The sequence below is a fragment of the Micromonospora sp. NPDC051543 genome (assembly GCF_044454415.1).
Lineage (GTDB): Bacteria > Actinomycetota > Actinomycetes > Mycobacteriales > Micromonosporaceae > Micromonospora.
In genome coordinates, this window is sequence record NZ_JBITDT010000008.1 from 223,484 (window position 1) to 245,841 (window position 22,358).

Genomic DNA, 22,358 nt, shown 5'->3' on the forward strand with positions numbered 1-22,358 from the left:
CTCCCTCATGTCCGAGATGTTGCGCGCCCCCGCCGAGGTCACGTACGCCGACGAGCTGGATTTCCTCGAGTCGGTCGACACCGGTCCGAAGCCGTTCTCGTGGCGCCTGAGCCCGCGCATGGTCCGGCTGTTCATCCTCGGGTCGGAGCGGGCCGACGGCCTGTCCCGGGAGATCCCGCAGAAGTGGTTCGGCGACCGCAGTTTCGTCGAACGCGCCATCGTCACCCTCGCCTCGGACCGGGGCCTGCTGCTGATCGGTGACCCCGGCACCGGCAAGAGCTGGCTGGCCGAGTTGCTGGCCGCGGCCGTCTGCCGCAACTCGACCCTGGTCGTGCAGGGCACCGCCGGCACGACGGAGGACCACATCAAGTACTCGTGGAACGTGTCCATGGTGATCGCCAAGGGCCAGTCCCGGGAGTCGATGATCCCGTCGCCGATCATGACGGCGATGGAGCGTGGCGTGGTCGGTCGCTTCGAGGAGTTGACCCGCTCCACCAGCGACGTGCAGGACGCGCTGATCTCGATCCTGTCCGAGAAGTACGTCGCCATCCCCGAGCTGGACCAGGACAACATCGTCTTCGCCCAACCCGGTTTCTCGATCATCGCAACGGCGAACAGCCGCGACCGGGGCGTCAACGATCTCTCCTCGGCGCTCAAGCGGCGGTTCAACTTCGTCCGGATCCCGGTGGTCACCAACAAGCGCAGCGAGGCCGAGATCGTGCGGTTCCGGACCGAGGAGTTGCTGCGCCGGCACCGCATCGAGCTGGACGTGCCGCCCACCCTGCTGGACATTCTGTTGCAGAGCTTCGCCGACCTGCGCGCCGGTGCCGCGGCGGCGACGAGCGACGACGAGAAGCTGGAATCGGCACTGTCGACCGCCGAGCAGATCGGCGTGCTGGAGGACGCGATCCTGCACAGCCAGTTCTTCGGTGACCGTACGCTGCGCGCGGCGACGCTCGCCGGGTCGTTGGTCGGATCGCTGGCCCGGCGCAGCCCGGAAGACCTGGCAATCCTCAACAAGTACCTGCACGGCGTGGTCGAGCCACGGGCCCGCAAGGACGACGACGGCTGGGCGGGCTTCCTGGACGGCGGTCGTCAGGCGATCGCGTCCCTCTCGTGACCGCATCGACAGTCGCGGGCACGTTCGGCGCGCTCCGCGAGCAGATCACCGATGCGGCGACCGCGTTCGCGGGCTCCTCGGACGCGCTCGGCGCGATCCTCGCCGGGATGGTCGACGATGTCGACCGGGCGCTCGGCGAGCCGCTGGAGATCTTCCCGGTCTGCCACCACTCGCCGGCCTCCGCGCTGGCCATGGTGCGCCGGCTGCGCGCCAAACAGCCCCGGGTGATCTACCTGGAGCTGTGCGAGGATCTCCAGCCGCTGCTCGGCGAGCTGCGCAACTGCCGCCTGCCGGTGGCGGTGCAGGCGTTCGCGTCGGAGCTGTCCGGCTTTCCGGCCGACTGGGGGCCGCTCAGCGTCGTCGCACCGATCACCGAGGCGTCGGCGGAATACCAGGCCATCGCGTACGCGCTGGAGACCCCCGGCGTGGAGCTGGTGCTGGTGGACCGCTCCACCGACCACGTCTTCCAGTGGTCGCCGCGTGACCAGCCGACCGCCGCGAGCAGCGCGAACGGGCCGACCGACACCGGCGCGGAATCGGGACTGCACGGCGACGCCGTCGGGGTGGAGATCGGCGACCTGCGACCGCGGTTCGCGGAGCTGGAGGCGTACCTGCTGCACCACGGCAAGGTGCGGCACTGGTCGGAATGGTGGGACCAGTACGTGGAACGCCCGCTGGCCGACGCCGACCACGACACGTACCGGCAGGTGATGGTGCTGATCGGCAGCCTGTTCCGGCGGCTGCGCCCGGCCGACGCGGATCGGCTCGATCGCGACGAGGATCGCGAGCGGTACATGTGGACGCGGATGCGTCAGCACCTGGCCACCTCCGGCGTCGATCCGGCGGACTGCCTCTACGTCTGCGGCGCCTTCCACGCCGCCAGCCGGGTCGAGCAGTTCGGGCTGGGCTCCGCCGCGGACGACTTCGAGATCACCCCGCGCACCGACACCCGCTGGCGGTACGGGCTGATCCCGTCCAGCCACTCGGCGATCGAGGCACAGTTCGGGCTGGCGTCCGGCTCGGTGTCCATCGCCGCGGCGACCTGGGCCAAGGAGGTACGTCGCCACGGGCTGTCGCCGTACCAGCTCGGCGGCCAACGCACGACGGCCGTCCGGGGCCGGCGCGGTCGGGTCACGACGGTCCCCTCCCCCGCCGGGCCGGTCGATGACCGACTCACCGGCTTCCTCGCCGCCCCACCGCGTCCGGACGGTCTGGACGAGGCGGAGCTGCGCGGCTGGTGTGTCGACATCGTCCGGTTGGCTCGCCGCAACGGATATCTGGCGAGCACCGCCGACGCGATCGCGGTCTTCGAGACGTCGGTCCTGCTGGCCGGTCTGCGCAACCGGGCCCGGCCCACCCCGTACGACTTCGCCGACGCCGCGGTCACCTGCATCGAAAAGGACGTGGTGCCCGGCCGGCGGGACGTCCGGCGGCTCTGCGAGATCCTGCTGGGCGGCGACCGGATCGGTCAGGTCGGCTACGACGCTCTGCCGCCGCTGGCCCGCGACGTGTTCGATCGGCTGGAACCGCTCGGCCTGGCCCTGGAGAAGCGGAGCGTCCAGCGGGCGCTGCTGGACCTGAACGCCGAGCCGGCGCTGGCCCGCTGCTCGGACCTGCTGTGGATCCTGCGGTACCTGCTGCCACCGGCCGCGGTCCGCCCGATCATGGGTGAGCGGCGGCTCGGCCAGCGCTCGGTCCAGGAGAGCTGGGACCTGGCGCTCGGTCACCATCAGCGGGCGTTGATCGAGCTCGGCTACGAGGGTGTGACCGTCGAGCAGGTCCTGGAGCAACGACTGCGCCGAGCGGTGCGCGGCCCCGACGCCACCGCCGCCAGCGCTCTGGCCGCGGTCGAGGACGCGATCCGGCTGCTCGACAGCCCACGCCTGGTCGACGAGCTGGGGGCGCGGGCGGTGGAGCTGCTCGCCACCGCGCGCACCGTCGACGACGCTCCCGACGTGTTGCGCCGCATCCGACGGTTGCTGGCGCATCACCGGGCCACCGCGCCGACGCTGCCGGCCTGGTGCGAGGCGTTCGTGACGACCGGGTACGCGCACTACTGCACCCTGCTGCCCACCGCGGTCATCAGCGACGAGACCAACGTGCGGCAGGTCGGCGCGATGCTCGGCTTCCTGTTCTCGATGGAGGGTCTGGCGCTGTCGTTGGGCTGCGACCGCTCCCAGCTGGAACTGGCCGTCGCACAGTCGCACCCGACCGCGCCGGCGAAGGTGGCGCTGCTCTGGGCGGGCCGACACCAGCTCGGTCTGCTGTCGGTGGCCGATCTGCGGGCCCGGTGTGCCGAGCTGCTGGCCAACCCGCTGGCGGTGCCGGCCTTCCCGCAGTACCTGGCCGGATTCGTGCACGCGCTGGAACCGGTGCCGGGTCTCGCGCCGTTCGTCGTCGAGACGATCTCCACGGCCTTCGCCCGGCTACCCGACCCGGTGCTGCTGCCCTGGTTGCCGACCCTGATCACGACACTGCGGGAGCAGGGCCCGGAGATGGTTCCGCTCCTGATCCGTGAGGCCGGACGGACCTTCCCGGAGGCGCTGCCGGAGCTGGATTCCTGGGTGCCGCCGTGGGTCGCGACTCCACCACCCGGGCGGGTGGACGACCAACGCGCCGTGGCCGCGCCGAGGCGGCGGGTCGGTGTCCTCCTCGCCGCGCATCCCGAGGTGGTCGACGCGATCTCCGGTCTGCTCAGGTACGACGGCGGGTGGCTGCCGGCCGACGACGCCCCCGCCGAGCAGGGCGCGGTGGCCGGGCTGCTGGCGAGGCATCCCGAGACGGTCGAGGCCGTGGCCGCGCGGATGGTGCGCCAGGCGTGAGTGCGACGGCGGCGGGTAGGCAGCGGCCCGGCGTCATGGCGACTTCCGCCGGGTAGGAGGCTTCGATGAGCACGTACCGGGACGAACAGGGCGACCAGTTCCCTCCTCCGGAGGCGGACGCCGCCGAGCAGCGGCAGGACGCGTTCGACGTGGGCCCGCCGGACCGGGTCTCCGGCGACGTGGACCCGGAGGCGTCCGAGGCCGACCTGGCCGAGCAGGGCGCGCTGCCGGCCGGCGCTCTGGAGGAGGTGACGTCCCTGCCGGCCGACGCCAACCCGGCGGACGCCCTCGAACAGCGTCAGGAGATCCCGGCGCGGGACGAGGGACGCCGTACCTGATCGCGCCTGCCGGATACGGCGGTGCCCCCGCCCTACCGGCGGGGGGCCCGTCGCTGAGAACCAGTGGAGGTGGCTGTTGGCGGCGGTGCCTGTCGAGCTGCCCCACAGGTGGGGCGGCACGGCATACGACCGGAGTCGCGGAGTCGGTGGGCGGCCAAGGCCTGCTTGACCCAGCCCAAGAAACGGCCGTAGTGCTCCGCCGGGTCGGGTGCGGTCCGGTACAGGTCGGTCAGATCCCGGCTCGCCTCAGTCAGGCAGTCGGCCATGTCCACCCCGAGCAGCTTCGGCTCGTCCGAGTAGTCGGCCAAGAGTTCGACTTTCGCGTGCTCGCACGGCCAGGGGAGCACGCAGGACGCGCAGAACCAGAACGGCCGGACCGGGGCGTGCCGCTGGCCGCTCACTGCTGAACCCCCTGGTAGCGGACCGGCGACCATCGGTCGGACCAACGCAGGGTCGACGACTGGCTGTGAATGATCGCGTTGACGGTTCCGAAGATGACGCCAGGTGCTCGTTGGACCCGCTCGAGGTCTTCGGTCATTCGCGCGATGGCGGCCAGTCGGCCACGGGCGTCGAACAGTTCTCGCCGTACATCCAGGAGTGACGCCTCGAGCTGGCTCGCCCACTCACGCAGCCGCTCTACCTCTTGTTCCTGTTTCACTCCAGCCTCCGGGGGTGGTGTCGGACGGGGCACCCGTCGCCGCCGGGCTCCGCCTTCGCGGCGACGGGCTTAAACAGATCCCATCCCGGACGCTACCCCCCTGTCAATCCTGGCGCGCCTATCTGAGCGCATTCATGTTGACCCGTCACGGCCGGTCTACCTTCGTTCGCATGGCAGATGGACCGGGCGAACTCGTCGCGGCGGGCGAGGTCCTGGCGATGCTCGGGGTGGGCCGCTCACGGTTCCGCCAGATCCAGCAGTCGCCACACTTTCCGGCTCCGTACGCCCGACTGTCGGTTGGTTCGATCTGGCTCAAGGCTGATGTGGAGAAGTACATCGCCGAGCACCGACGCCCCCGCCCGGTAGACGAGGACGAGTAGCCCCGTCCCGCCTTCCCGGCACTGACGCCGGCCGGCTCAGCCGGCGACGACCTGCCACAGCAGGAAGGCGTTGAGCGCGACGACCAGGACGGCGACTCCGGACGCGGCGGCCGTGGTCAGTGGGTGGTTGACGAGGTTGCCCATGAGGTCCCGGCGACGGGTGAAGGCGACCACCGGGATCAGCGCGAACGGGATGCCGAAGCTGAGGATGACCTGCGACAGCACGAGGGCGCGGGTGGGGTCGAGGTCGATGGCGAGCACGGCCACGGCGGGCGCCAGGGTGACCAGGCGGCGCAGCAGCAGCGGAACGCGACGGCGCAGGAAGCCCTGCATGATCACCTCACCCGCGTAGGTGCCGACGCTCGTGGAGGCGAGCCCGGAGACCAGCAGGGCGACGGCGAACCCGAAGGCGGCGGCCGTGCCGATGCTCTCGCCCAGGCCGGCGTGCACCCCCTCCAGGCTGTCGGCGCCCACCGGGCCGCCGCCCCGGAAGCTGGCCGCCGCGATCAGCAGCATGGCGAGGTTGACCGCGCCGGCCGCCGTCAGGGCGAGCAGCACGTCGGTGCGTTGGCCCCGGAAGAGGGTACGGCGTTCGGCGTCGTCGGTCGCGGGGATGCGGTCGCGGGTCAGCGCGGAGTGCACGTAGATGACGTGCGGCATGACCGTCGCCCCGAGGATGCCGGCGGCCAGCAGGACGCTGTCGGTGCCCTGGAGGCGGGGCACGAGGCCGGCCATGGCCGAGCCCGGGTCGGAGCCGGCGGCGAGCAGGTTGGCCGCGAACGCCAGGACGATGACGCCGAGCAGCACGGCGACGGCGATCTCGAAGGCGCGGAACCCGCGCGAGCGCAGGGCGAGCACGACGAACGCGGCCGCGCCGATGATCAGCCCGCCGGGTAGCAGCGGGATGCCGAAGAGGAGGTATAGGGCGACCGCTCCCCCGATGACCTCGGCCAGGTCGGTTGCCATCGCCACCAGCTCGGCCTGCACCCACATCATCCGGTTGAGCGGGCGGGGCAGGCGCTCGCGGCACAGCTCGGGCAGGCTGCGGCCGGTGGCCAGGCCCAGCTTGGCGGTGAGCGTCTGCACCAGCATGGCCATCAGGTTGGCCACCACCACGACCCAGACCAGCAGGTAGCCGTAGCGGGCGCCGGCGGCCGAGTTGGTCGCGAAGTTGCCCGGGTCGACGTACGCCACGGCGGCGACGAACGCCGGGCCGAGCAGGATCAGCCGTCCGCGTACCCGGCCCCGGGCGCGGGCGATCTGCAGCGGTGTCGCCGTCGTCGCCCGGAGGTCGTTGGTGACCATCGAGCACCTCCCCGTTCGAGTACGGATCGCGTGCCTGTTCCCTTCCCGGGCGGCTGACCCGTCGGTGCCAGTCGGTGGCCCACGGGTGCCACGGTCGCCTTGCGCTTGACAGGCGCGGTTCACCCGACCAAGCTGTCTCATAGTCCTACTGTCGTAGGACAACAGGAAGGATCATCACGAGTGATCGAGTTCGTGCTCGACAGCCGGTCGAAGGTGAACACCTACATGCAGCTCGTGCAGCAGGTGAAGCAGGCGCTGCGCGTCGGTCTGCTCGCACCCGGCGATCAGCTGCCGAAGGTTCGGGACGTCGCCCAGTCACTGGCGATCAACCCGAACACGGTGCTGAAGGCGTACCGGGAGTTGGAGATCGAGGGTCTGGTCGGCGGCCGACCCGGGGTGGGCACGTTCGTCCAGCGCACCCTGGCCGGCGCGTCCCTGCCCAACCAGGCCGAGCTGCGTGACGACCTCGTGGCGTGGTTGCAGCGGGCGCGGGCCGCCGGCCTGACGGCCGAGGACGTCGTCGCCCTGGTGGAGACCACGCTGCGCGCCACCCTCACCGACGACGCCCCACAGAAGGAACCCGCGTGAGCGGTACGAGAGGACAGAGGATGGAGATGGTCTTGGAGGCCGACCGGCTGGGTAAGCGGTACGGCAGAACGTGGGCACTACGGGACTGTTCGCTGCACCTTCCCGCCGGCCGGATCGCCGCGCTGGTCGGGCCCAACGGCGCGGGCAAGAGCACCTTGCTGCACCTGGCGGTCGGGCTGCTCAAGCCCGACGAGGGCGCGGTGCGGGTGTTCGACAGGTCGCCGTACGGCGACACGGAAGGGCTGGCGGACATCGGGTTCGTCGCCCAGGACACGCCGCTGTACCGGGACTTCACCGCCGCCGAGCTGGTCGTCGCCGGCGGCAAGCTGAACCGGCGGTGGGACGCGGCACTGGCCCGGACCCGGTTGGCGCAGCTCGGGATACCGCCCGACAAGCCGGTCGGCAAACTGTCCGGCGGGCAACGGGCCCAGGTGGCGCTCGCTCTCGCACTGGCCAAGCAACCCCGGCTGCTGCTGCTCGACGAGCCGGTGGCCAGCCTCGATCCGCTGGCCCGTCGGGAGTTCCTCCAGTCGCTGATGGGCAGCGTGGCGGACTCCGGCACCACCGTTCTGCTCTCCTCGCACCTGCTGGCCGACCTGGAGCGCGTCTGCGACTACCTGATCGTGCTCAACGCGGCCCAGGTGCAGCTCACCGGCTCGGTCGACGACCTGGTTGCCGGGCACCGGCAGCTCGTCGGTCCGCGGCACGACGGCGGTCCGATCGGGGGCGTGGCGCACGTGGTCCGGGCCAGCCACACCGACCGGCAGTCCACGCTGCTGGTACGCACCGACGGTCCCGTCACCGATCCCGCGTGGACGGTCCGCGACGTCAGCCTCGAGGACGTCGTCCTGGCCTACCTGGCCGACGGCGTCGCGCAGACCAGTCACACCGAGTGGGGGGTGGCGGCATGATCTGGCTGACCTGGCGGCAACACCGCAAGCAGGCGCTCTACACCCTCCTGGGATTCCTGGTGCTCGCCGCGGTGCTGGTGCCGATCGGCCTGTCGATGCGGAACACCTTCGCCGACCTCGGGCTGGCGGACTGCGTGCGCCAGCTTGCCGACCCGAACGTGGCGGTGACGACCCGGGAGACCTGCGACGCGGGCTTCAACCGCTTCAGCAACCGGTACGGCAGCCTCAACCTGGTCGCCGTACTACTGATCACGCTCCCGGCGCTGGTCGGCCTGTTCTGGGGGGCGCCGCTGGTCGCCCGGGAGGTGGAGCAGGGCACCCACCGGTTCGTGTGGACCCAGGGTGTCGGCCGGACCCGCTGGGCGCTGGTGAAGTTCGGGCTGGTGGGAACGGGCGTCCTGGCCCTCGCGACGGCCTACGGGCTGGGCATGTCCTGGTGGGTGGACCCGCTCACGAAAGCCGCGTACGAGGGCCGGCTCGGCATGATCGTCTTTGACCTGCAGGGCATCGTCCCGATCGGCTACACCCTCTTCGCCGTGGCGCTCGGCGTCTTCGCCGGCACCGTCTGGAAGCGGATGCTGCCCGCCATGGGCATCACTCTCGCCGGGTTCATCGGCGTACGGGCAGCGGTGGAGATCCTGGTCCGGCCGCACTACCAACCGGCCCGCACCCAGACCTTCCCGATTGAGATGGAGGGACCGCCGGAGGTCAGGCGGGGAGACTGGATTCTCACCCAGGGCGTCCGGAACCCCGACGGGACGATGGTCGCGGAGGACACGCGCATCCAGTGCCCACCCGGCGGCAAGGGCCCGGACGGTCGGACCTGCGGCGCGGAGCTGGGCTTGGAGCCGGGCGCGTACAACTGGCAGCTCTACCAGCCGGCGGACCGGTTCTGGCTGTTCCAGAGCATCGAGACGGGCATCTTCGTGGCCCTCGCCGCGCTCCTGCTCTACCTCGCGGTGCGCCGGATCCGCCGGATCGCGTAACCGTGCGGGTGATCGCCGGAGCCACGGGGGCCCCGGCGATCACCCGTCCCCGCCGGCCTCAGCGGCCCAGCCGCCGGTAGCGGGTCACCGAGAGCGGCAGGAACACCGCCACCAGCGCGATCGGCCAGGCCACGGCCAACCAGAGGTAGTGCTGCGCGGCCCACGAGTCGCCACCCCAGCCCGGGTTGCCGAACAGCTCCCGGGCGGCACCGACGGTTGCCGACAGCGGGTTCCAGGCGGCCACCGCACCGAGCCAGGCCGGCATGGTGGACGGCGCGACGAACGCGTTGGAGAGGAAGCCGAGCGGGAACTCCAGGGTCTGCACCGCGACCACGGCCGTCTGTCCCCGGGTGACCAGGCCGAGGAAGATGCCGACCCAGACCAGGGCGAAGCGCAGCAGCAGGATCAGTCCCACCGCGCCCAGCGCGGCGCCGACGCCGCCGTGTGCCCGCCAGCCGACCGCGAGGCCCGTGGCCAGCAGCACCGCGAGGGTGACCAGAGCGAAGAGCAGGTCGGTGACCGCGCGGGCGACGAGCGGGGCGAGTGGTGCGACCGGCATCGAACGAAGCCGGTCGGTCACCCCCCGCTCCAGATCGTCGGCGACGGCGATCGTGGTGAGGCTGATGCCGAACACCATCGTCATCACGAACATGCCGGGCATCAGGAACTCCCGGTAGCTGCCGCCGTCCGGGACCTGCATCGCCCCGCCGAACAGGTAGGCGAAGATCAGCACGATCAGGATGTTGAAACCGAGCGAGGCGACCAGCGGCCCGGGGTCACGTCGCCACCGGGCCAGGCCACGCCAGACCAGGGCGCCGCTGTCCGTCAGGGCAGCGGGCCGGCCGGCCGTCAGGTCCACGGTCGCAGGCAGGTGTGTGGCGCTCACGCGGTCACCTCCACGGTGACCCGACCACCCGTGACGTGCAGGAAGACGTCGTCGAGGGTGGGCCGCCGCAGGGCGATGTCGACCACCGTGACCTGCGCGGCGTCCAGCGCCCGCAGCACCTCGACGAGCGCGCCGGCCCGGTGCCCCACGCCGGCGCTGACCGCGCGCCGGTCGACGTCGACAATCGGTTCGTCGGCGACCACCCGACGCATCTGCGCGACGGCGATCGCGAGGTCGGCGGCCTGCCCCACGACCACCTCGATCCGGTCGCCACCGAGCTGCGTCTTCAGCTCGTCGGGGGTGCCTTCGGCCACGACGCGCCCGGCCTCGACCACCGAGATCCGGTCGGCGAGCTGGTCCGCCTCGTCCAGGTGCTGGGTGGTGAGCAGGACGGTGGTGCCCGCGCGGACGAGCCCGCGGATCGACTCCCACACCTCGCTCCGGCCGCGCGGATCCAGCCCGGTGGTGGGTTCGTCGAGGAACAGCACGGCGGGGGCGAGGACCATGCCGGCGGCCAGGTCCAACCGGCGACGCATGCCCCCGGAGTACGTACTGACCGGCTGCTCGCCGACGTCGGCCAGCCCGAACCGCTCCAACAGCTCGACCGCCCGCTGCCGGGCCCGGCGACGGCCCAGGTGGAACAGCAGGCCGAAGAGTACGAGGTTCTGCCGGCCACTGAGCGCCTCGTCCAGCGCGGGATGCTGCCCCACCAGGCCGATCCGGTAGCGCACCTGGTCGGGCTGGCGGGTCACGTCGAACCCGGCGACCTCGGCGTGCCCCTCGTCCGGGCGCAGCAGCGTGGACAGGATCCGTACCGACGTGGTCTTGCCGGCCCCGTTTGGCCCGAGCTGGCCGCACACCGTCCCGCTGCCCACCTCCAGGTCGAACCCATCCAGGGCCAACCGGTCCCCGTACCGCTTACGCAGCCCTCGCACCACTATCGCCGCACCGCTCGCCGTCACACCCGTCCCCTTCCACAGCCGAACACCGGAGGCCTACCGTACAGAATACGGTAGGACGTACGGGATCGATGGATCGACTAGTGTCCGCGACATGACGATCTCGTTGGACGGCCGGCGATTCGCCGCGGTGACGGACGTGGTGGCCGGTGAGGTCGGCACCGGGACGGTCTTCACCTACCACGAGCGGGCGGGCGAGGTCTGGGCCGAGTACGCCGGTGGGTCCATCCGACGGGGCTGCCTCGTGGGCACCCGCGACGGCGACCGGTTGGACTTTCGCTACGTCCAACTCAACGCCGAGGGCCAGACGTCCTCCGGCCACTGCGTGACTCAGGTGCGGATTTTGGCCGACGCCGCCTGGAGCTGCACGAGTCGTGGGCCTGGGAGTCCCGGCCGGGCGACGGCACCAGCGTGGTGCGGGAGATCGCCTAGACCGGGTCGACGGAGCCCGACTGGCCGGCGACGCCGACGTTGAGCGGGTCCGCCAGCAGCTTGTCGAAGGCCAGCTCAGCGGCCCCGATCAGGACGGCGTCACGGCCGAGAGCAGCAGCCCGCAACCGCAGGTGCTCACGGGAGGCCGGCAGCGGCATGGCGTCCAGCCGCCGCCGCACCGTGTCCGCCCCGGCGATGAAGATGTCGCGCAGCGAGCCACCGAACACCACGGCGTCCGGGTTGACCACGTTGACCAGGTTGGCGACGCCGAACCCGAGCCAGTCGGCGACCCGCTCGACGGCGGCGCGCGCGGTCGCGTCGCCGTCCGCCGCCGCGCGCAGCACGTCGGCCACAGCGGCGCGGTCGTCGGGGTCGCGGCCGGCGTGCCGCAGCAGCGCGGCCTCGGAGATCTCGGTCTCCCAGCAACCACGGGAGCCGCAGCCGCACGGCAGACCGTTCGGGTTGACCACCATGTGGCCGACCTTGCCGCTGTGGCCGCGGTGGCCGATCATCAGTCGGCCGCCGACCACGATGCCGGCGCTGATGCCGAGGTCGCCGTGCAGGTAGATGAGGTCGTCGATGCCGGGGGCCACGCCCCGGATGTGCTCGGCCAGGCCCGCGATGTCGGCCAGATCTCCGGCCACGAATCCTGGACAGTCGGTCAGCTCGGCCTCGAGGGCGGCGCTCAGGCCCTCCTCGACGCCGACGATGCGCAGGCCGCCGTCGGCGTCGCGGGTGGTGTCGGTGACGGCGACCGCGCCGCCGACCAGAAGCGCGTCGGAGGCGGCGCCGCGCTCCATGCCGCGCACGAGGTCGGCCAGGGGGCGGACGGCGTCGACGGCCGACATGCCACCGGGACGGGGTGCCTCCCGCAGGTCGAGGATGCGACCGCCGAGGCCGATCCGCGCCGCCCGCAGTCGGTCCGCGTCGATGCTGAGCGCGTGCGCGTACACCCGGTCGGAGCGGGGGCTGACCACGAGGGAGGGGCGGCCGGCGCGACGGGTCGTGGCCGGCGCCTCCTCAGTGACCAGACCGCTGGCGGTCAGGTCGGCGGCGAGGGCGCCGATGGTGCTGCGGTTCAGGCCGAGACGGCTGGTCAGCTCGGCCCGCGACGTCGGCCCGTGCAGGTGCACGTAGCGCAGCACGGCGCCGAGGTTCTGCCGTCGGATCTCCTCCTGGCTCGCGCCGGGGACCGGGGGCAGTGGGGTGTCGACGGTACGACCGGCGCCGGCTGGCCTGGACCGCACGGGTGTCGCCACGGTCAGACCTCCTTCACGGATCGGTGCCGGGTGAGCGATGGGGCACGGACGACGATGGGTCCCGGAAGAGGAGATCCGGGACCCATCGGCGGTGCTGCTTACCGTGTAGTGACTACTTGGTGAGCGGCGCGAGCTTCGGGTCGTTGGCGTACGCCTCGGCCGCGTTGGCCTTGGTGACGGCGACCGGCGGGAGCAGGAACGTGTCGACGACCTTGCTGCCGTTGTTGTAGGACTTGGTGTCGTTCACCTGCGGGGTGTTACCGGCCTGGAGAGCCTTGACCATGTTGATGGTCTCCTTCACCAGGTTGCGGGTGTCCTTGTTGATCGTCATGTACTGCTCACCCTTGACGATCGACTTGACCGACTCGACCTCGGAGTCCTGGCCGGTGACCACCGGGGTCGGCTTGCCAGCGCCCTTGACCGAGGTCAGGATCGCGCGGGCCAGGGTGTCGTTCGGGGAGAGGACGCCGTCCAGCTCCTTGTTGCCGTAGGTCGAGGTCAGCAGCTGGTCCATGCGGGCCTGCGCACCCTCGGCCTTCCAGCCCTGGATGGCGGTCTGCTTGACGTCCTTCTGACCCGAGGCGACGACGACGTTGCCCTTGTCGATCTCCGGCTTGAGCACGTCCATCGCGCCGTTGAAGAAGACACCGGCGTTGTTGTCGTCCGGCGAACCGGAGAACAGCTCGATGTTGTACGGGCCGTTCGGCTTCTTGGCCTTCATGCCGTCCAGCAGGGCCTGGCCCTGGAGCTGGCCGACCTTGAAGTTGTCGAACGCGACGTAGTAGTCGAGGTCCGGCGTGTTGGTGATGAGGCGGTCGTACGCGATCACCTTGGCACCGGCGGCGTGCGCCGCGGCGACCTGGGTCGCCAGCTGCGCGGCGTCGGTCGCGCCGATGACGATGACCTTCGCGCCCTTGGTGGTCATGGCGGTGATCTGGGCCTGCTGGTCGGCGACCGTGGTCGACGCGCCGGCGTACTGCACGTCAGCCTGGAAACCGGCTTCCTTGAGACCGTTGGTGAACAGGTCACCGGCGAGGACCCAGTTCTCCGAGGTCTTGGCCGGCAGGGCCACGCCGATCAGCGAGTTCGCCGCGAAGCCCTTGGCGTCGCCGCCCGAGCTGCCGGAGTCGCCGTCGCGGCCGGAGCCGCAGCCGGCCAGGGCCAGCATGGCGGCGGCGCTGATGGCCACCACCGACGAGCCGAAGATTTTACGCATGGTGAGGACTTGCCTTTCTTGATGTGAGACGGGTGGAGGGGTCGGTGGCCGTCAGCCGGACACCGCTGCCTTGGCGGGCTCGCGCTCCGCGTCCGGCGATGAGGCGGGTGGGGCGGAGTCGTCGCGGCGGAACGGCCGCATCAGGCTCCCGATGATGGAGAAACGCCCCTGGCTCTTGTTGTAGACGTCGATCGCGACGGCCAGCAGCAGGACCAGGCCCTTGATGATCTGGACCTTGTCGGTGCCCACGCCCTCGAGCTGGAGGCCGTTGTTGAGCACGGCCATCACCAGACCACCGACGATGGAGCCGCTGATGGTGCCGATGCCGCCGGCGACGGCCGCGCCACCGATGAAGACAGCGGCGATGGCGTCCAGCTCCCAGCCGTTACCGTCCTGCGGCCCGGAGGCCTGCGAACGGGCCACGAAGATCATGCCGGCCAGCGCGGCCAGGACGGACATGTTCATCATGACGAAGAAGTTGACCCGCTTGAGCTTCACGCCGGACAGCTCGGCCGCCCGGGAGTTGCCGCCCACCGCGTAGATGTGCCGGCCGCCGGCCGTGTTGCGGGTGTAGAAGGAGTACGCGATCACCAGCGCCACGAGGATGATGCCCGAGATCGGGAAGCTGGTGCCGACGCGACCACTGGCGAAGCGCAGCGCCGCGAAGGCGATCACCCCGACCATGACGGCCATCCGCAGGATCGAGATCCACAGGGGCGCCGGGTCGGCGTCCATCGCCCGCCGGGTGTTGCGGGCCCGGATCTCGCGCCACACCACCGCCACCGCGGCGGCCAGACCGAGCAGCAGCGTCGCGTTGTTGTAGCCGGTGTTCGGGCCGAACTCGGGCAGGAAGCCCGAGCCGATATCCCGGAAGCCCTCCGGCACCGGGATGCTCTGCGCGTTGCCGATGAACTGGTTGCCACCGCGGAAGAGCAGCATTCCCGCCAGGGTGACGATGAACGCCGGCACCCCGATGTAGGCCACCCAGAAGCCCTGCCAGGCGCCGATCACCGCGCCGATGGCGAGGCCGAACACGATGGCGGCGGGCCAGGGCAGATTCCACTCGGTCATCGACTTGGCGACCAGGATGCCGGTGAATGCCGCGACCGAGCCGACCGAGAGGTCGATGTGCCCGGCGACGATCACCATGAGCATGCCGATGGCCAGGATCAGGATGTACGAGTTCTGCTGGAACAGCGCGATCAGGTTGTCCGACCGCAGCGTCAGCCCGTTGGTCCAGATCTGGAAGATCAGGACGATCGCCACCAGGGTGAAGATCATCCCGAACTGGCGGGCGTTGGAGGTCGTGCCTCCAAACAGGTTCTTCTGAAGGTCTCTGATACGGCTCATCGGGTGGCCAACTTCTTCGTCGAGGTCATCTGCTTCATGAGGGTTTCCGGGTTCGCGTCCGCACGGGCGATCTCGCCCGTGATGGCGCCTTCGAACACGGTGTAGATGCGGTCGCAGAGCCCGATCAGCTCAGGCAGCTCCGAGGAAATGACGACGACGCCCTTTCCCTGGTCGGCGAGCCGCTGGATGATGCCGTAGATCTCGTACTTCGCGCCCACGTCGATGCCGCGGGTCGGCTCGTCGAGGATCAGCAGGTCCGGGTCGCTGAACATCCACTTGGCCAGGACGACCTTCTGCTGGTTGCCGCCCGAGAGCTTGGAGACGCCCTCGTCGACCGTCGGGGCCTTGGTCCGCAACTCCTTGCGGTACGACTCGGCCGCCTGGTACTCCTCGACCTCGCTCAGGACGCCGTGGTGCGAGATCTTGGACAGCTTGGCGGCCACCGTCGACGTCTTGATGTCGTCGAGCAGGTTGAGGCCGAGCGCCTTACGGTCCTCGCTGACGTACGCGAGGCCGTGGTCGATGGCGTCCGCCACCGACTTCAGGACGATCTCCTTGCCGTCCTTGATGATCGTGCCCGACTCGTACACCCCGTAGGAGCGGCCGAAGACGCTCATGGCGAGTTCGGTGCGGCCCGCGCCCATCAGGCCGGCGAAGCCGACGATCTCACCCCGGCGCACCACGAAGCTCTCGTTCTTGCAGACCTGGCGCTCGGCGGAGATCGGGTGCCGGACGTTCCAGTTGCGCACCTCGAAGAAGACGTCACCGATCTTCGGGGTGTGGTCCGGGAACCGGCTGCTCAGCTCGCGACCGACCATGCCCCGCACGATCCGGTCCTCGTCGACCCCGTCCGCCTTGACGTCGAGGGTCTCCACGGTCTTGCCGTCCCGGAGGATGGTGATCTGGTCGGCGATCGCCTCGATCTCGTTCAGCTTGTGCGAGATCATGATCGAGGTGATGCCGCGGGAGCGGAAGCCGCGCAGCAGGTCCAGCAGGTGCCGGGAGTCGGCCTCGTTCAGCGCGGCGGTTGGCTCGTCCAGGATGAGTAGCTTCACGTCCTTGGCGAACGCCTTCGCGATCTCCACGAGCTGCTGCTTGCCGACGCCGATGTCCTTGACCAGGGTGTCCGGGTCCTCCTCCAGACCAACCCGGGCCATCAGGTCCAGGGCCATCCGGTTGGCGGCCTTCCAGTCGATCGCGCCCCGCTTGCGCGGTTCGTTGCCGAGGAAGATGTTCTCGGCGATCGACATCCCGGGGATGAGCGCCAACTCCTGGTGGATGATCACGATGCCGGCGCCCTCGCTCGCCCGGATGTCGGAGAACTTGCTCTCCGACCCCTGGTAGACGATCTGGCCGTCGTAGCTGCCGTACGGGTAGACCCCGCTGAGCACCTTCATCAGCGTGGACTTGCCCGCACCGTTCTCGCCGCAGATGGCATGGATCTCGCCGGCGCGAACCACCAGGTTGACGTCGGAGAGGGCCTTGACTCCGGGGAACTCCTTGGTGATGGAACGCATCTCAAGGAGGATCGGCACGTCGCTCATCGCTCGTACCACCTCGCCAACGTCATCGGTTGCCTCCGGAAGGTTGAACCTTCACTTGGTTTTGTTGTTGACGGCAACGTATTGCGGCGAGCAGGCCATCCGCAAGGCGAGGCGGTGTTGAAAATGTAACAATCCGGCAATATAGACGAAGCAGAGTATTCGCCCGTCACGCCGGTCCCACGAGTCGCCGATGGCACCATGGACCGCTCCTGGCAACGTTGTCAAATCCGGAGTCGGCGGCCCATCCGCGCCGATCACCACAAGCAGGCTCGCCACCAGGCACGATCCCGCTCCAGCAGGCGCGGACACCCCGTGCGCCCCGGCCGAAGTGCCATCGAACGGTGGTGATCGAGCCATGAGGCCGGCGACCCGTCAAGCATGCCTCGGCCGGCCCCGCCCTGCGATGTGACCCACACCTCCACCGAGCGGAGCGCTCAACCGCCGCCGCCCCACACGCGCCGCCCCGCCTCACCGATCGAGGAGTTGTGGTGGGCAACAAAGCGCGCGTCAATCCCCAAACCCGGCACCACAACTCCATGATCGACAGGGGCGCGCGGTGATCACCCGCGATCTTGCACTTGCTGTGGCGGCATAGCGGGCATTCCGCTCATGTCGACAACAGAAAGTGCAAGATCGGCGGGAGCGGGAGCGGGAGCTGACGACTGGTCAGCTGGGGCGCAGCACAGCCTTGATCACCCCGTCCTCGCGGCGGTCGAAGCTGCGGTACAGCCCCGGCGCGTCGTCGAGGACGCCGTGGTGGGTCACGATCACCCCGGGCCGGGCGCGACCGGCGACGACCATGTCCCGGAGCAGCACCGTGTAGCGACGATCGTGCGTGCGTCCGAACCGCACGGTGACGCCCTTGGTGAACAGCGTCCCCCAGGGGGCGACGAGATCCTCGCGGCCGCTCGCCCCCGGCCGCGGGTGCAGGTCCTTCTCGGGGTAGACGCCCGCCACGGCGATCGAACCGGCGGGATTGACCAGCCGGGCGGCGTCGGCGATCACCTGGTCCGGGCGTTCCTGGTCGGGGTGCGCGCGGTCGCGTGCCTGGAAACCGACCGCGTCGATGACCCGGTCGATCCCGCCCAACTTCTCCTCGCCCAGCGGCAGGCCGGCCCGCGCCCGGTCGGCGCGGATCTGCTCCACCGGGTCACCGAGGCGGAAGTCGACCGGAACCGCGCCGAGCTCACCGGCCTTGTCGAGCCGGGCGTCCACCCCGTCGACGCAGTAGACGGCCCGAGCGCCCCGCAGCAGCGCCGAGTACGCGCCGAGCAGCCCGATGGTGCCGGCGCCGAACACGGCCACGGTGTCGCCGGCCTGCACCTCGGCGAGGGTCGCCGCGGCGTGCCATCCGGTCACGAACGCGTCGGCGAGCAGCACGAAGTCGTCCTCGTACGCGTCGCCCGGCTCCCCCGGCACGGGCACGCAGTTCGCGTCGGCCCACGGCACCCGCAGCAGGTCGGCCTGGGCGCCCCGGTACGGACCCATCCCGGCGTAGCCGTAGGCGGCGCCCGGCCCCTCGGCCCGTGCCCGCAGGCAGGCCGCCGAGAGCCCTCGGGAGCACATCACGCAGGTGCCGCAGAAGAGGTGCGTGGGGATCACCACCCGGGTGCCGGGACGCACGGTCTGCACCGCCGAGCCGACCTCCTGGACCACGCCCAGCGGCTCGTGGCCGAACACCAACCCCGGTTCGGCGCCGGTGCGCCCGTCGTACATGTGCAGGTCCGTGCCGCACAGGGCGGTGGACGTGATGCGGACGAGCGCGTCCGTCGACGCCTCGATCCTCGCGTCGGGCACCTCCCGCACCGCGACGTTCCGGACGTCCACGTAGACGACGGCCCTCATGCCGGCTCCTCCTCAGGTGGTGGAGCGTCGGTCTTCCCCCGGCCGGGTCGTTCATGCCGCCGAGCCTGCCGTGGTGGACCGGTCAGCCCATCGAGCGCAGCCGCTCGGCCTCGACGGTGAGGATGATCCGGACCTGGTCACGGCCACCGAACCACGGATACGGCCCCCCGAGGTAGCGCTGCGAGAGCTGCTCGATGTGCTCGGCGGCGCCCTCGGTGCTGAGGTCGATCACCCGGCCCCGGACCTCGTGGTATCTGCTGGGCTTGTCCGGGTCGGAGATCGCCAGAGCGACCCGGGGGTCCCGGCGGACGTTGCGGGTCTTCTGGAAGTTCTCCACCGTGTTGATCAGGATGTGGGTGCCGTCGGTGTCCACCCACGTCTGGGTGAGCTGCGGTGAACCATCCGGCATCAACGTCGTGACGTAGCAGGTGCTCGGCTGGCGCAACAGTGCGAGCAGGTCGTCGGGCAGCTTCACGTTGATCCCTCTCCGGTGGCGCCCAACCCGGCGTTGGCCGCCACCACCCACCCTCGCACACCATGATCGACGGCCGGGGCGGAACCCAGGCGCGACGTAGCATCGGCGAAGCACGATGTCAGGGGCACCACCTCGCCGACCAGATCGGGCACCTTCGAGATGACGACCGAACAGACCACATCCCCACCGCGCACCGGCGTCGGCATGGTGGCCCGTGACCTGGTGGCGACCGTCCGAGGTGGACGTCGCGTCCTCGACGGCATCTCCCTGACCGTCGCGCCGGGCGAGCTGGTCGCGATCATCGGGGTCAGCGGCGCGGGCAAGACCACCCTGCTGGAGACGCTGGCCGGGGTCCGCCGACCAGCGGCCGGGACCGTGACGTACGACGATGACGCTGTCCCGGGCTCGATCGGCTTCGTCCCGCAGGACGACATCATCCACCGCGAGCTACCGCTGGCCCGCACCCTGCGGTACGCGGCCCGGCTGCGCCTGCCCTCGGGAACCGGTCCGGCCGAGGTGTCGCGCCGGGTGGCCGAGGTGCTCGCCGAGCTGCGGCTCACCGAGCGGGCCGACGTGCCGGTGGGCCGCCTCAGCGGCGGCGAGCGCAAGCGGGCCAGCATCGCCGTCGAGCTGCTGACCCGGCCCGGCGTGTTCTTCCTCGACGAGCCCACCTCCGGGTTGGACCCGGCGATCGCCGTGGACCTCCTGCGGGCGCTGCGGACGCTCGCCGACGCCGGCGCGACGGTCGTGCTCACCACCCACCAGGTCACCGACGTGGACCGTTGCGACCGGGTGGTCGTGCTGACCCGCGCGGGCCGGCTGGCGTACGCCGGCACGCCCGCCGCCGCCCGGGAGTTCTTCGGCCTGCGGTCCCTCGCGGAGGTCCACCTGCTGCTCGACGAGGAGTCCGACCAGAGCGTCTGGCCCGAGCGCTTCGCCGCGTCCCGCGTCGTTGGGCCGACCGCCACCACGGGCGACCCCGGCGGCCGGGGTCCGGGGCGGTCGGTCGGCCGGCTGCGCCAGTGGTGGGTCCTCGCGGCGCGCAACGCGGAGATCGTCGCCCGCAACCGGCTGACGCTGGCGATCCTGCTCGGCTCACCACTGATGGTGCTGGGGATGTTCGCGCTGCTGTTCCGACCCGGCGCGTTCGACCCGGTGAGCCCGAGCCCGACCGTCACCGTGATGATCCTGTTCTGGATCGCGTTCGGCGGCTTCTTCTTCGGCCTGACCTACGGTCTGCTCCAGATCTGCACGGAGCTGCCGATCCTGCGCCGGGAGCGCCTGGCGGGTGTCCGGCTGCTGCCGTACCTGATGGCGAAGGTCGCGGTGCTGCTGCCGCTGCTCGCCCTGGTGGACCTGGCCCTGCTCGGGGTGCTGCGCGGCATGGACCGACTGCCGCCGGTCGGCGGCGGCGACTTCGCGGCCCTGTACGCGACCCTGTTGCTCTCCTCGGCGGCCGCGCTCGCGCTCGGTCTGCTCTGCTCCGCGGCCGTCTCGGACGCCGCCCAGGCGACCCTCATGCTGCCGATGCTGTGCTTCCCGCAGGTGCTGTTCGTCGGGGCGATCCTGCCGGTGCCGGCCATGGCGGACGGCGGCCGGTGGCTCAGCTACGCGATGTCGAACCGGTGGGCGTTCGAGGGGTTGGGGCACACGGCCGGGGTGGAACGGCTGTGGCGCGAGGGCGCCTCCCCGCTCGGCCCGCCGCTGCTTGCGACGTACGGCGACAGCTTCTCCCGACCGGTCTGGGTCGACTGGCTGGTACTCGGCGGGTTCGTGCTGCTCTCGCTCGCCGCGACCTGGGCGGTGCTGGTGCGGCGGGAGGCCCGCCGTGCGTCCTGAGCACGCCCCTGCCGTCTCGCCGACGGCCCTGCCCGGGTACGCCGCCACCGCGCGGATCGACGAGTTGCGCGCCACCGAGTACCCGCACCTCGACCGGCACGGCCAGGTCTACCTCGACTACGCCGGCGCCGGGGTGACGGCACGGGCACAGGTGCGGGCGCACCACGACCGGCTGCTGGCGGGCCCGTACGGCAACCCGCACTCGGAGAGCCCGACCAGCGCGGCGGCCGGCTCGCTGGTGGAGTCGGCCCGGCGGGCGGTGCTCGACTTCTTCTCCGCCGACCCCGCCGAGTACGCGGTGGTCTTCACCCCCAACGCCAGCGGCGCCTGCCGCCTGGTCGGCGAGGCGTACCCCTTCGGACCGACCGCACCCTTCGTGCTGACCTGGGACAACCACAACTCGGTCAACGGCATCCGCGAGTACGCCCGGGCGGCCGGCGCGGCGGTGCGGTACGTGCCGTTGAGCGGCCCGGAGTTGCGGGTCGCCGAGGCCGACCTGGTCTCGGCGCTCGACGCCGGCAGCGGGGTTCGGTCCGGTCGCCGTGGGCTGTTCGCCTACCCGGCACAGAGCAACTTCTCCGGTGTGCAGCACCCTCTGGAGTGGGTCGAGCTGGCCCACCGGCACGGCTACGACGTACTGCTGGACGCCGCCGCGTTCGCCGCCACGAACCGGTTGGACCTGCGCGCCGTCCGGCCCGACTTCGTCTGCCTGAGCTGGTACAAGCTGTTCGGCTATCCGACCGGCGTCGGCGCGCTGCTGGCTCGTCGTGACGCGCTGGCCCGGCTGCGCCGTCCGTGGTTCGCCGGCGGCACCATCCGGGCGGTCAGCGTGCAGGGTGACTGGCACCGCTCGATGGACGACGAGTCGGCGTTCGAGGACGGCACGCTCAACTTCCTGAGCATTCCGGACGTGGAGTTCGGGCTGCGGTGGCTCGACTCGATCGGCGTGGATCTCGTGCACACCCGGGTCGGCCTGCTCACCGCGTGGTTGCTCGGCCGCCTGACCGCTCTGCGGCACCGCACCGGCCAGCCGCTGGTGCGGGTGTACGGGCCGGCCACGGGCGAGGGCCGGGGCGCGACCGTGACGTTCAACGTGCTGCGTCCGGACGGCACGCCGGTCGACGAGCGGCTCGTCGCCCGGGAGGCCGCTGCGGCGGGCTTCTCTCTGCGGACCGGATGCTTCTGCAATCCGGGTGCCGGCGAGGGCGCGTTCGGGATCACCCAGCAGACGCTGCGGCGACGTCTGCTCGCCCAGATCGGCACGATCGACGAGTACCTCGACGCGCTGGCGCTGCCGACCGGCGGCGCGGTCCGGGTGTCGTTCGGGCTGGCGTCCACGGCGGCCGACGCCGAACGCTTCGTCGCCTTCGTGGAGTCGTCCTACCTGGACCGGGACGGTGCTGGCGGGCCGCCGCTGCCGCCCCGGCTCCGCTGCTGAGGTGCCC

19 protein-coding genes are annotated in these 22,358 nt (G+C 71.0%); 9 read left to right on the forward strand and 10 right to left on the reverse strand.

The genetic code is table 11. The features are described 5' to 3' along the window. Window positions 1-7: 7 nt before the first annotated feature. The 4 genes from ACIA3K_RS16945 to ACIA3K_RS16960 all read left to right on the forward strand — a co-directional run bounded on the left by ACIA3K_RS16945 (window position 8) and on the right by ACIA3K_RS16960 (window position 5,318). Window positions 8-1,120 carry an AAA family ATPase gene (locus tag ACIA3K_RS16945; protein WP_396802007.1) on the forward strand — a complete coding sequence of 371 codons (1,113 nt, stop codon included), beginning with the start codon at window positions 8-10 and terminating at the stop codon, window positions 1,118-1,120. Beyond that, on the forward strand, window positions 1,117-3,942 hold the full coding sequence (locus ACIA3K_RS16950; protein ID WP_396802008.1) for a hypothetical protein: 2,826 nt from the start codon (window positions 1,117-1,119) through the stop codon (window positions 3,940-3,942). The genes ACIA3K_RS16945 and ACIA3K_RS16950 overlap by 4 nt, the downstream gene beginning before the upstream one ends. A 65-nt stretch (window positions 3,943-4,007) precedes the next feature. Further along, the gene (locus ACIA3K_RS16955) at window positions 4,008-4,280 is read left to right on the forward strand and encodes a hypothetical protein (RefSeq protein ID WP_357120288.1); all 273 of its coding nucleotides are present in this window, start codon (window positions 4,008-4,010) and stop codon (window positions 4,278-4,280) included. An 828-nt stretch (window positions 4,281-5,108) separates the two neighbouring features. Next, window positions 5,109-5,318: a hypothetical protein gene (locus ACIA3K_RS16960; RefSeq protein WP_357120294.1), complete on the forward strand. Its 210-nt coding sequence runs from the start codon at window positions 5,109-5,111 to the stop codon at window positions 5,316-5,318. A 36-nt stretch (window positions 5,319-5,354) separates the two neighbouring features. Here the strand turns inward: ACIA3K_RS16960 and ACIA3K_RS16965 are convergent, their stop codons facing one another. After that, window positions 5,355-6,623, reverse strand: coding sequence for an Nramp family divalent metal transporter (locus tag ACIA3K_RS16965; protein ID WP_396802009.1), 1,269 nt, complete (start codon window positions 6,621-6,623; stop codon window positions 5,355-5,357). 180 nt (window positions 6,624-6,803) lie between these two features. Between ACIA3K_RS16965 and ACIA3K_RS16970 the strand changes: the two genes are divergently transcribed. From ACIA3K_RS16970 to ACIA3K_RS16980, 3 genes are read left to right on the forward strand one after another with little or no spacing between them, the layout of a single operon-like run. Then, window positions 6,804-7,211 (forward strand): GntR family transcriptional regulator, encoded by a 408-nt coding sequence (locus tag ACIA3K_RS16970; protein ID WP_355050404.1) that lies wholly within the window; start codon window positions 6,804-6,806, stop codon window positions 7,209-7,211. A 20-nt stretch (window positions 7,212-7,231) separates the two neighbouring features. After that, window positions 7,232-8,122, forward strand: a complete 891-nt coding sequence (locus tag ACIA3K_RS16975) for an ABC transporter ATP-binding protein (protein WP_396802010.1) — start codon at window positions 7,232-7,234, stop codon at window positions 8,120-8,122. Next, complete coding sequence (locus ACIA3K_RS16980) at window positions 8,119-9,108, forward strand: ABC transporter permease (protein WP_396802012.1); 990 nt, start codon at window positions 8,119-8,121, stop codon at window positions 9,106-9,108. Before ACIA3K_RS16975 ends, ACIA3K_RS16980 begins: the two co-directional genes overlap by 4 nt. A 58-nt stretch (window positions 9,109-9,166) precedes the next feature. Here ACIA3K_RS16980 and ACIA3K_RS16985 read toward each other — a convergent pair whose 3' ends face one another. The 9 genes from ACIA3K_RS16985 to ACIA3K_RS17025 form a co-directional block, all read right to left on the reverse strand. Then, a complete protein-coding gene (locus ACIA3K_RS16985) occupies window positions 9,167-9,967 on the reverse strand; it encodes an ABC transporter permease (protein ID WP_396802155.1) in 801 nt (266 codons plus the stop codon). 23 nt (window positions 9,968-9,990) lie between these two features. After that, window positions 9,991-10,956, reverse strand: coding sequence for an ATP-binding cassette domain-containing protein (locus ACIA3K_RS16990; protein ID WP_396802013.1), 966 nt, complete (start codon window positions 10,954-10,956; stop codon window positions 9,991-9,993). 425 nt (window positions 10,957-11,381) lie between these two features. After that, window positions 11,382-12,644: an ROK family protein gene (locus ACIA3K_RS16995; RefSeq protein ID WP_396802015.1), complete on the reverse strand. Its 1,263-nt coding sequence runs from the start codon at window positions 12,642-12,644 to the stop codon at window positions 11,382-11,384. Window positions 12,645-12,756: 112 nt separating this feature from the next. After that, on the reverse strand, window positions 12,757-13,860 hold the full coding sequence (locus tag ACIA3K_RS17000; RefSeq protein ID WP_396802017.1) for a substrate-binding domain-containing protein: 1,104 nt from the start codon (window positions 13,858-13,860) through the stop codon (window positions 12,757-12,759). A 51-nt stretch (window positions 13,861-13,911) separates the two neighbouring features. Beyond that, on the reverse strand, window positions 13,912-15,210 hold the full coding sequence (gene mmsB, locus ACIA3K_RS17005; RefSeq protein ID WP_396802019.1) for a multiple monosaccharide ABC transporter permease: 1,299 nt from the start codon (window positions 15,208-15,210) through the stop codon (window positions 13,912-13,914). Further along, the gene (gene mmsA / locus ACIA3K_RS17010) at window positions 15,207-16,754 is read right to left on the reverse strand and encodes a multiple monosaccharide ABC transporter ATP-binding protein (RefSeq protein WP_396802020.1); all 1,548 of its coding nucleotides are present in this window, start codon (window positions 16,752-16,754) and stop codon (window positions 15,207-15,209) included. The genes mmsB and mmsA overlap by 4 nt, the downstream gene beginning before the upstream one ends. Before the next feature lie 51 nt (window positions 16,755-16,805). Beyond that, window positions 16,806-17,030, reverse strand: coding sequence for a hypothetical protein (locus tag ACIA3K_RS17015; protein WP_396802022.1), 225 nt, complete (start codon window positions 17,028-17,030; stop codon window positions 16,806-16,808). Window positions 17,031-17,420: 390 nt separating this feature from the next. Further along, window positions 17,421-18,599, reverse strand: a complete 1,179-nt coding sequence (locus ACIA3K_RS17020) for an alcohol dehydrogenase catalytic domain-containing protein (RefSeq protein ID WP_396802024.1) — start codon at window positions 18,597-18,599, stop codon at window positions 17,421-17,423. Between the two features lie 82 nt (window positions 18,600-18,681). Then, on the reverse strand, window positions 18,682-19,074 hold the full coding sequence (locus ACIA3K_RS17025; RefSeq protein ID WP_396802026.1) for a PPOX class F420-dependent oxidoreductase: 393 nt from the start codon (window positions 19,072-19,074) through the stop codon (window positions 18,682-18,684). A 159-nt stretch (window positions 19,075-19,233) separates the two neighbouring features. On the opposite strand from ACIA3K_RS17025, the gene ACIA3K_RS17030 reads away from it, so the two are divergent. Continuing rightward, window positions 19,234-20,913 carry an ATP-binding cassette domain-containing protein gene (locus ACIA3K_RS17030; RefSeq protein ID WP_396802027.1) on the forward strand — a complete coding sequence of 560 codons (1,680 nt, stop codon included), beginning with the start codon at window positions 19,234-19,236 and terminating at the stop codon, window positions 20,911-20,913. Next, on the forward strand, window positions 20,903-22,351 hold the full coding sequence (locus tag ACIA3K_RS17035) for an aminotransferase class V-fold PLP-dependent enzyme (protein ID WP_396802029.1): 1,449 nt from the start codon (window positions 20,903-20,905) through the stop codon (window positions 22,349-22,351). The genes ACIA3K_RS17030 and ACIA3K_RS17035 overlap by 11 nt, the downstream gene beginning before the upstream one ends. Window positions 22,352-22,358 lie beyond the last annotated feature (7 nt).

Bases quoted from the DNA above. Each gene is read 5' to 3' on its own strand.
- ACIA3K_RS16945 (WP_396802007.1), top strand. From the start codon at position 8: ATGTCCGAGATGTTGCGCGCCCCCGCCGAGGTCACGTACGCCGACGAG.
- ACIA3K_RS16955 (WP_357120288.1), top strand. From the start codon at position 4,008: ATGAGCACGTACCGGGACGAACAGGGCGACCAGTTCCCTCCTCCGGAG.
- ACIA3K_RS16960 (WP_357120294.1), top strand. From the start codon at position 5,109: ATGGCAGATGGACCGGGCGAACTCGTCGCGGCGGGCGAGGTCCTGGCG.
- ACIA3K_RS16965 (WP_396802009.1), bottom strand. From the start codon at position 6,623: ATGGTCACCAACGACCTCCGGGCGACGACGGCGACACCGCTGCAGATC.
- ACIA3K_RS16975 (WP_396802010.1), top strand. From the start codon at position 7,232: ATGGAGATGGTCTTGGAGGCCGACCGGCTGGGTAAGCGGTACGGCAGA.
- ACIA3K_RS16980 (WP_396802012.1), top strand. From the start codon at position 8,119: ATGATCTGGCTGACCTGGCGGCAACACCGCAAGCAGGCGCTCTACACC.
- ACIA3K_RS17000 (WP_396802017.1), bottom strand. From the start codon at position 13,860: ATGCGTAAAATCTTCGGCTCGTCGGTGGTGGCCATCAGCGCCGCCGCC.
- mmsB (WP_396802019.1), bottom strand. From the start codon at position 15,210: ATGAGCCGTATCAGAGACCTTCAGAAGAACCTGTTTGGAGGCACGACC.
- mmsA (WP_396802020.1), bottom strand. From the start codon at position 16,754: ATGAGCGACGTGCCGATCCTCCTTGAGATGCGTTCCATCACCAAGGAG.
- ACIA3K_RS17020 (WP_396802024.1), bottom strand. From the start codon at position 18,599: ATGAGGGCCGTCGTCTACGTGGACGTCCGGAACGTCGCGGTGCGGGAG.
- ACIA3K_RS17030 (WP_396802027.1), top strand. From the start codon at position 19,234: ATGACGACCGAACAGACCACATCCCCACCGCGCACCGGCGTCGGCATG.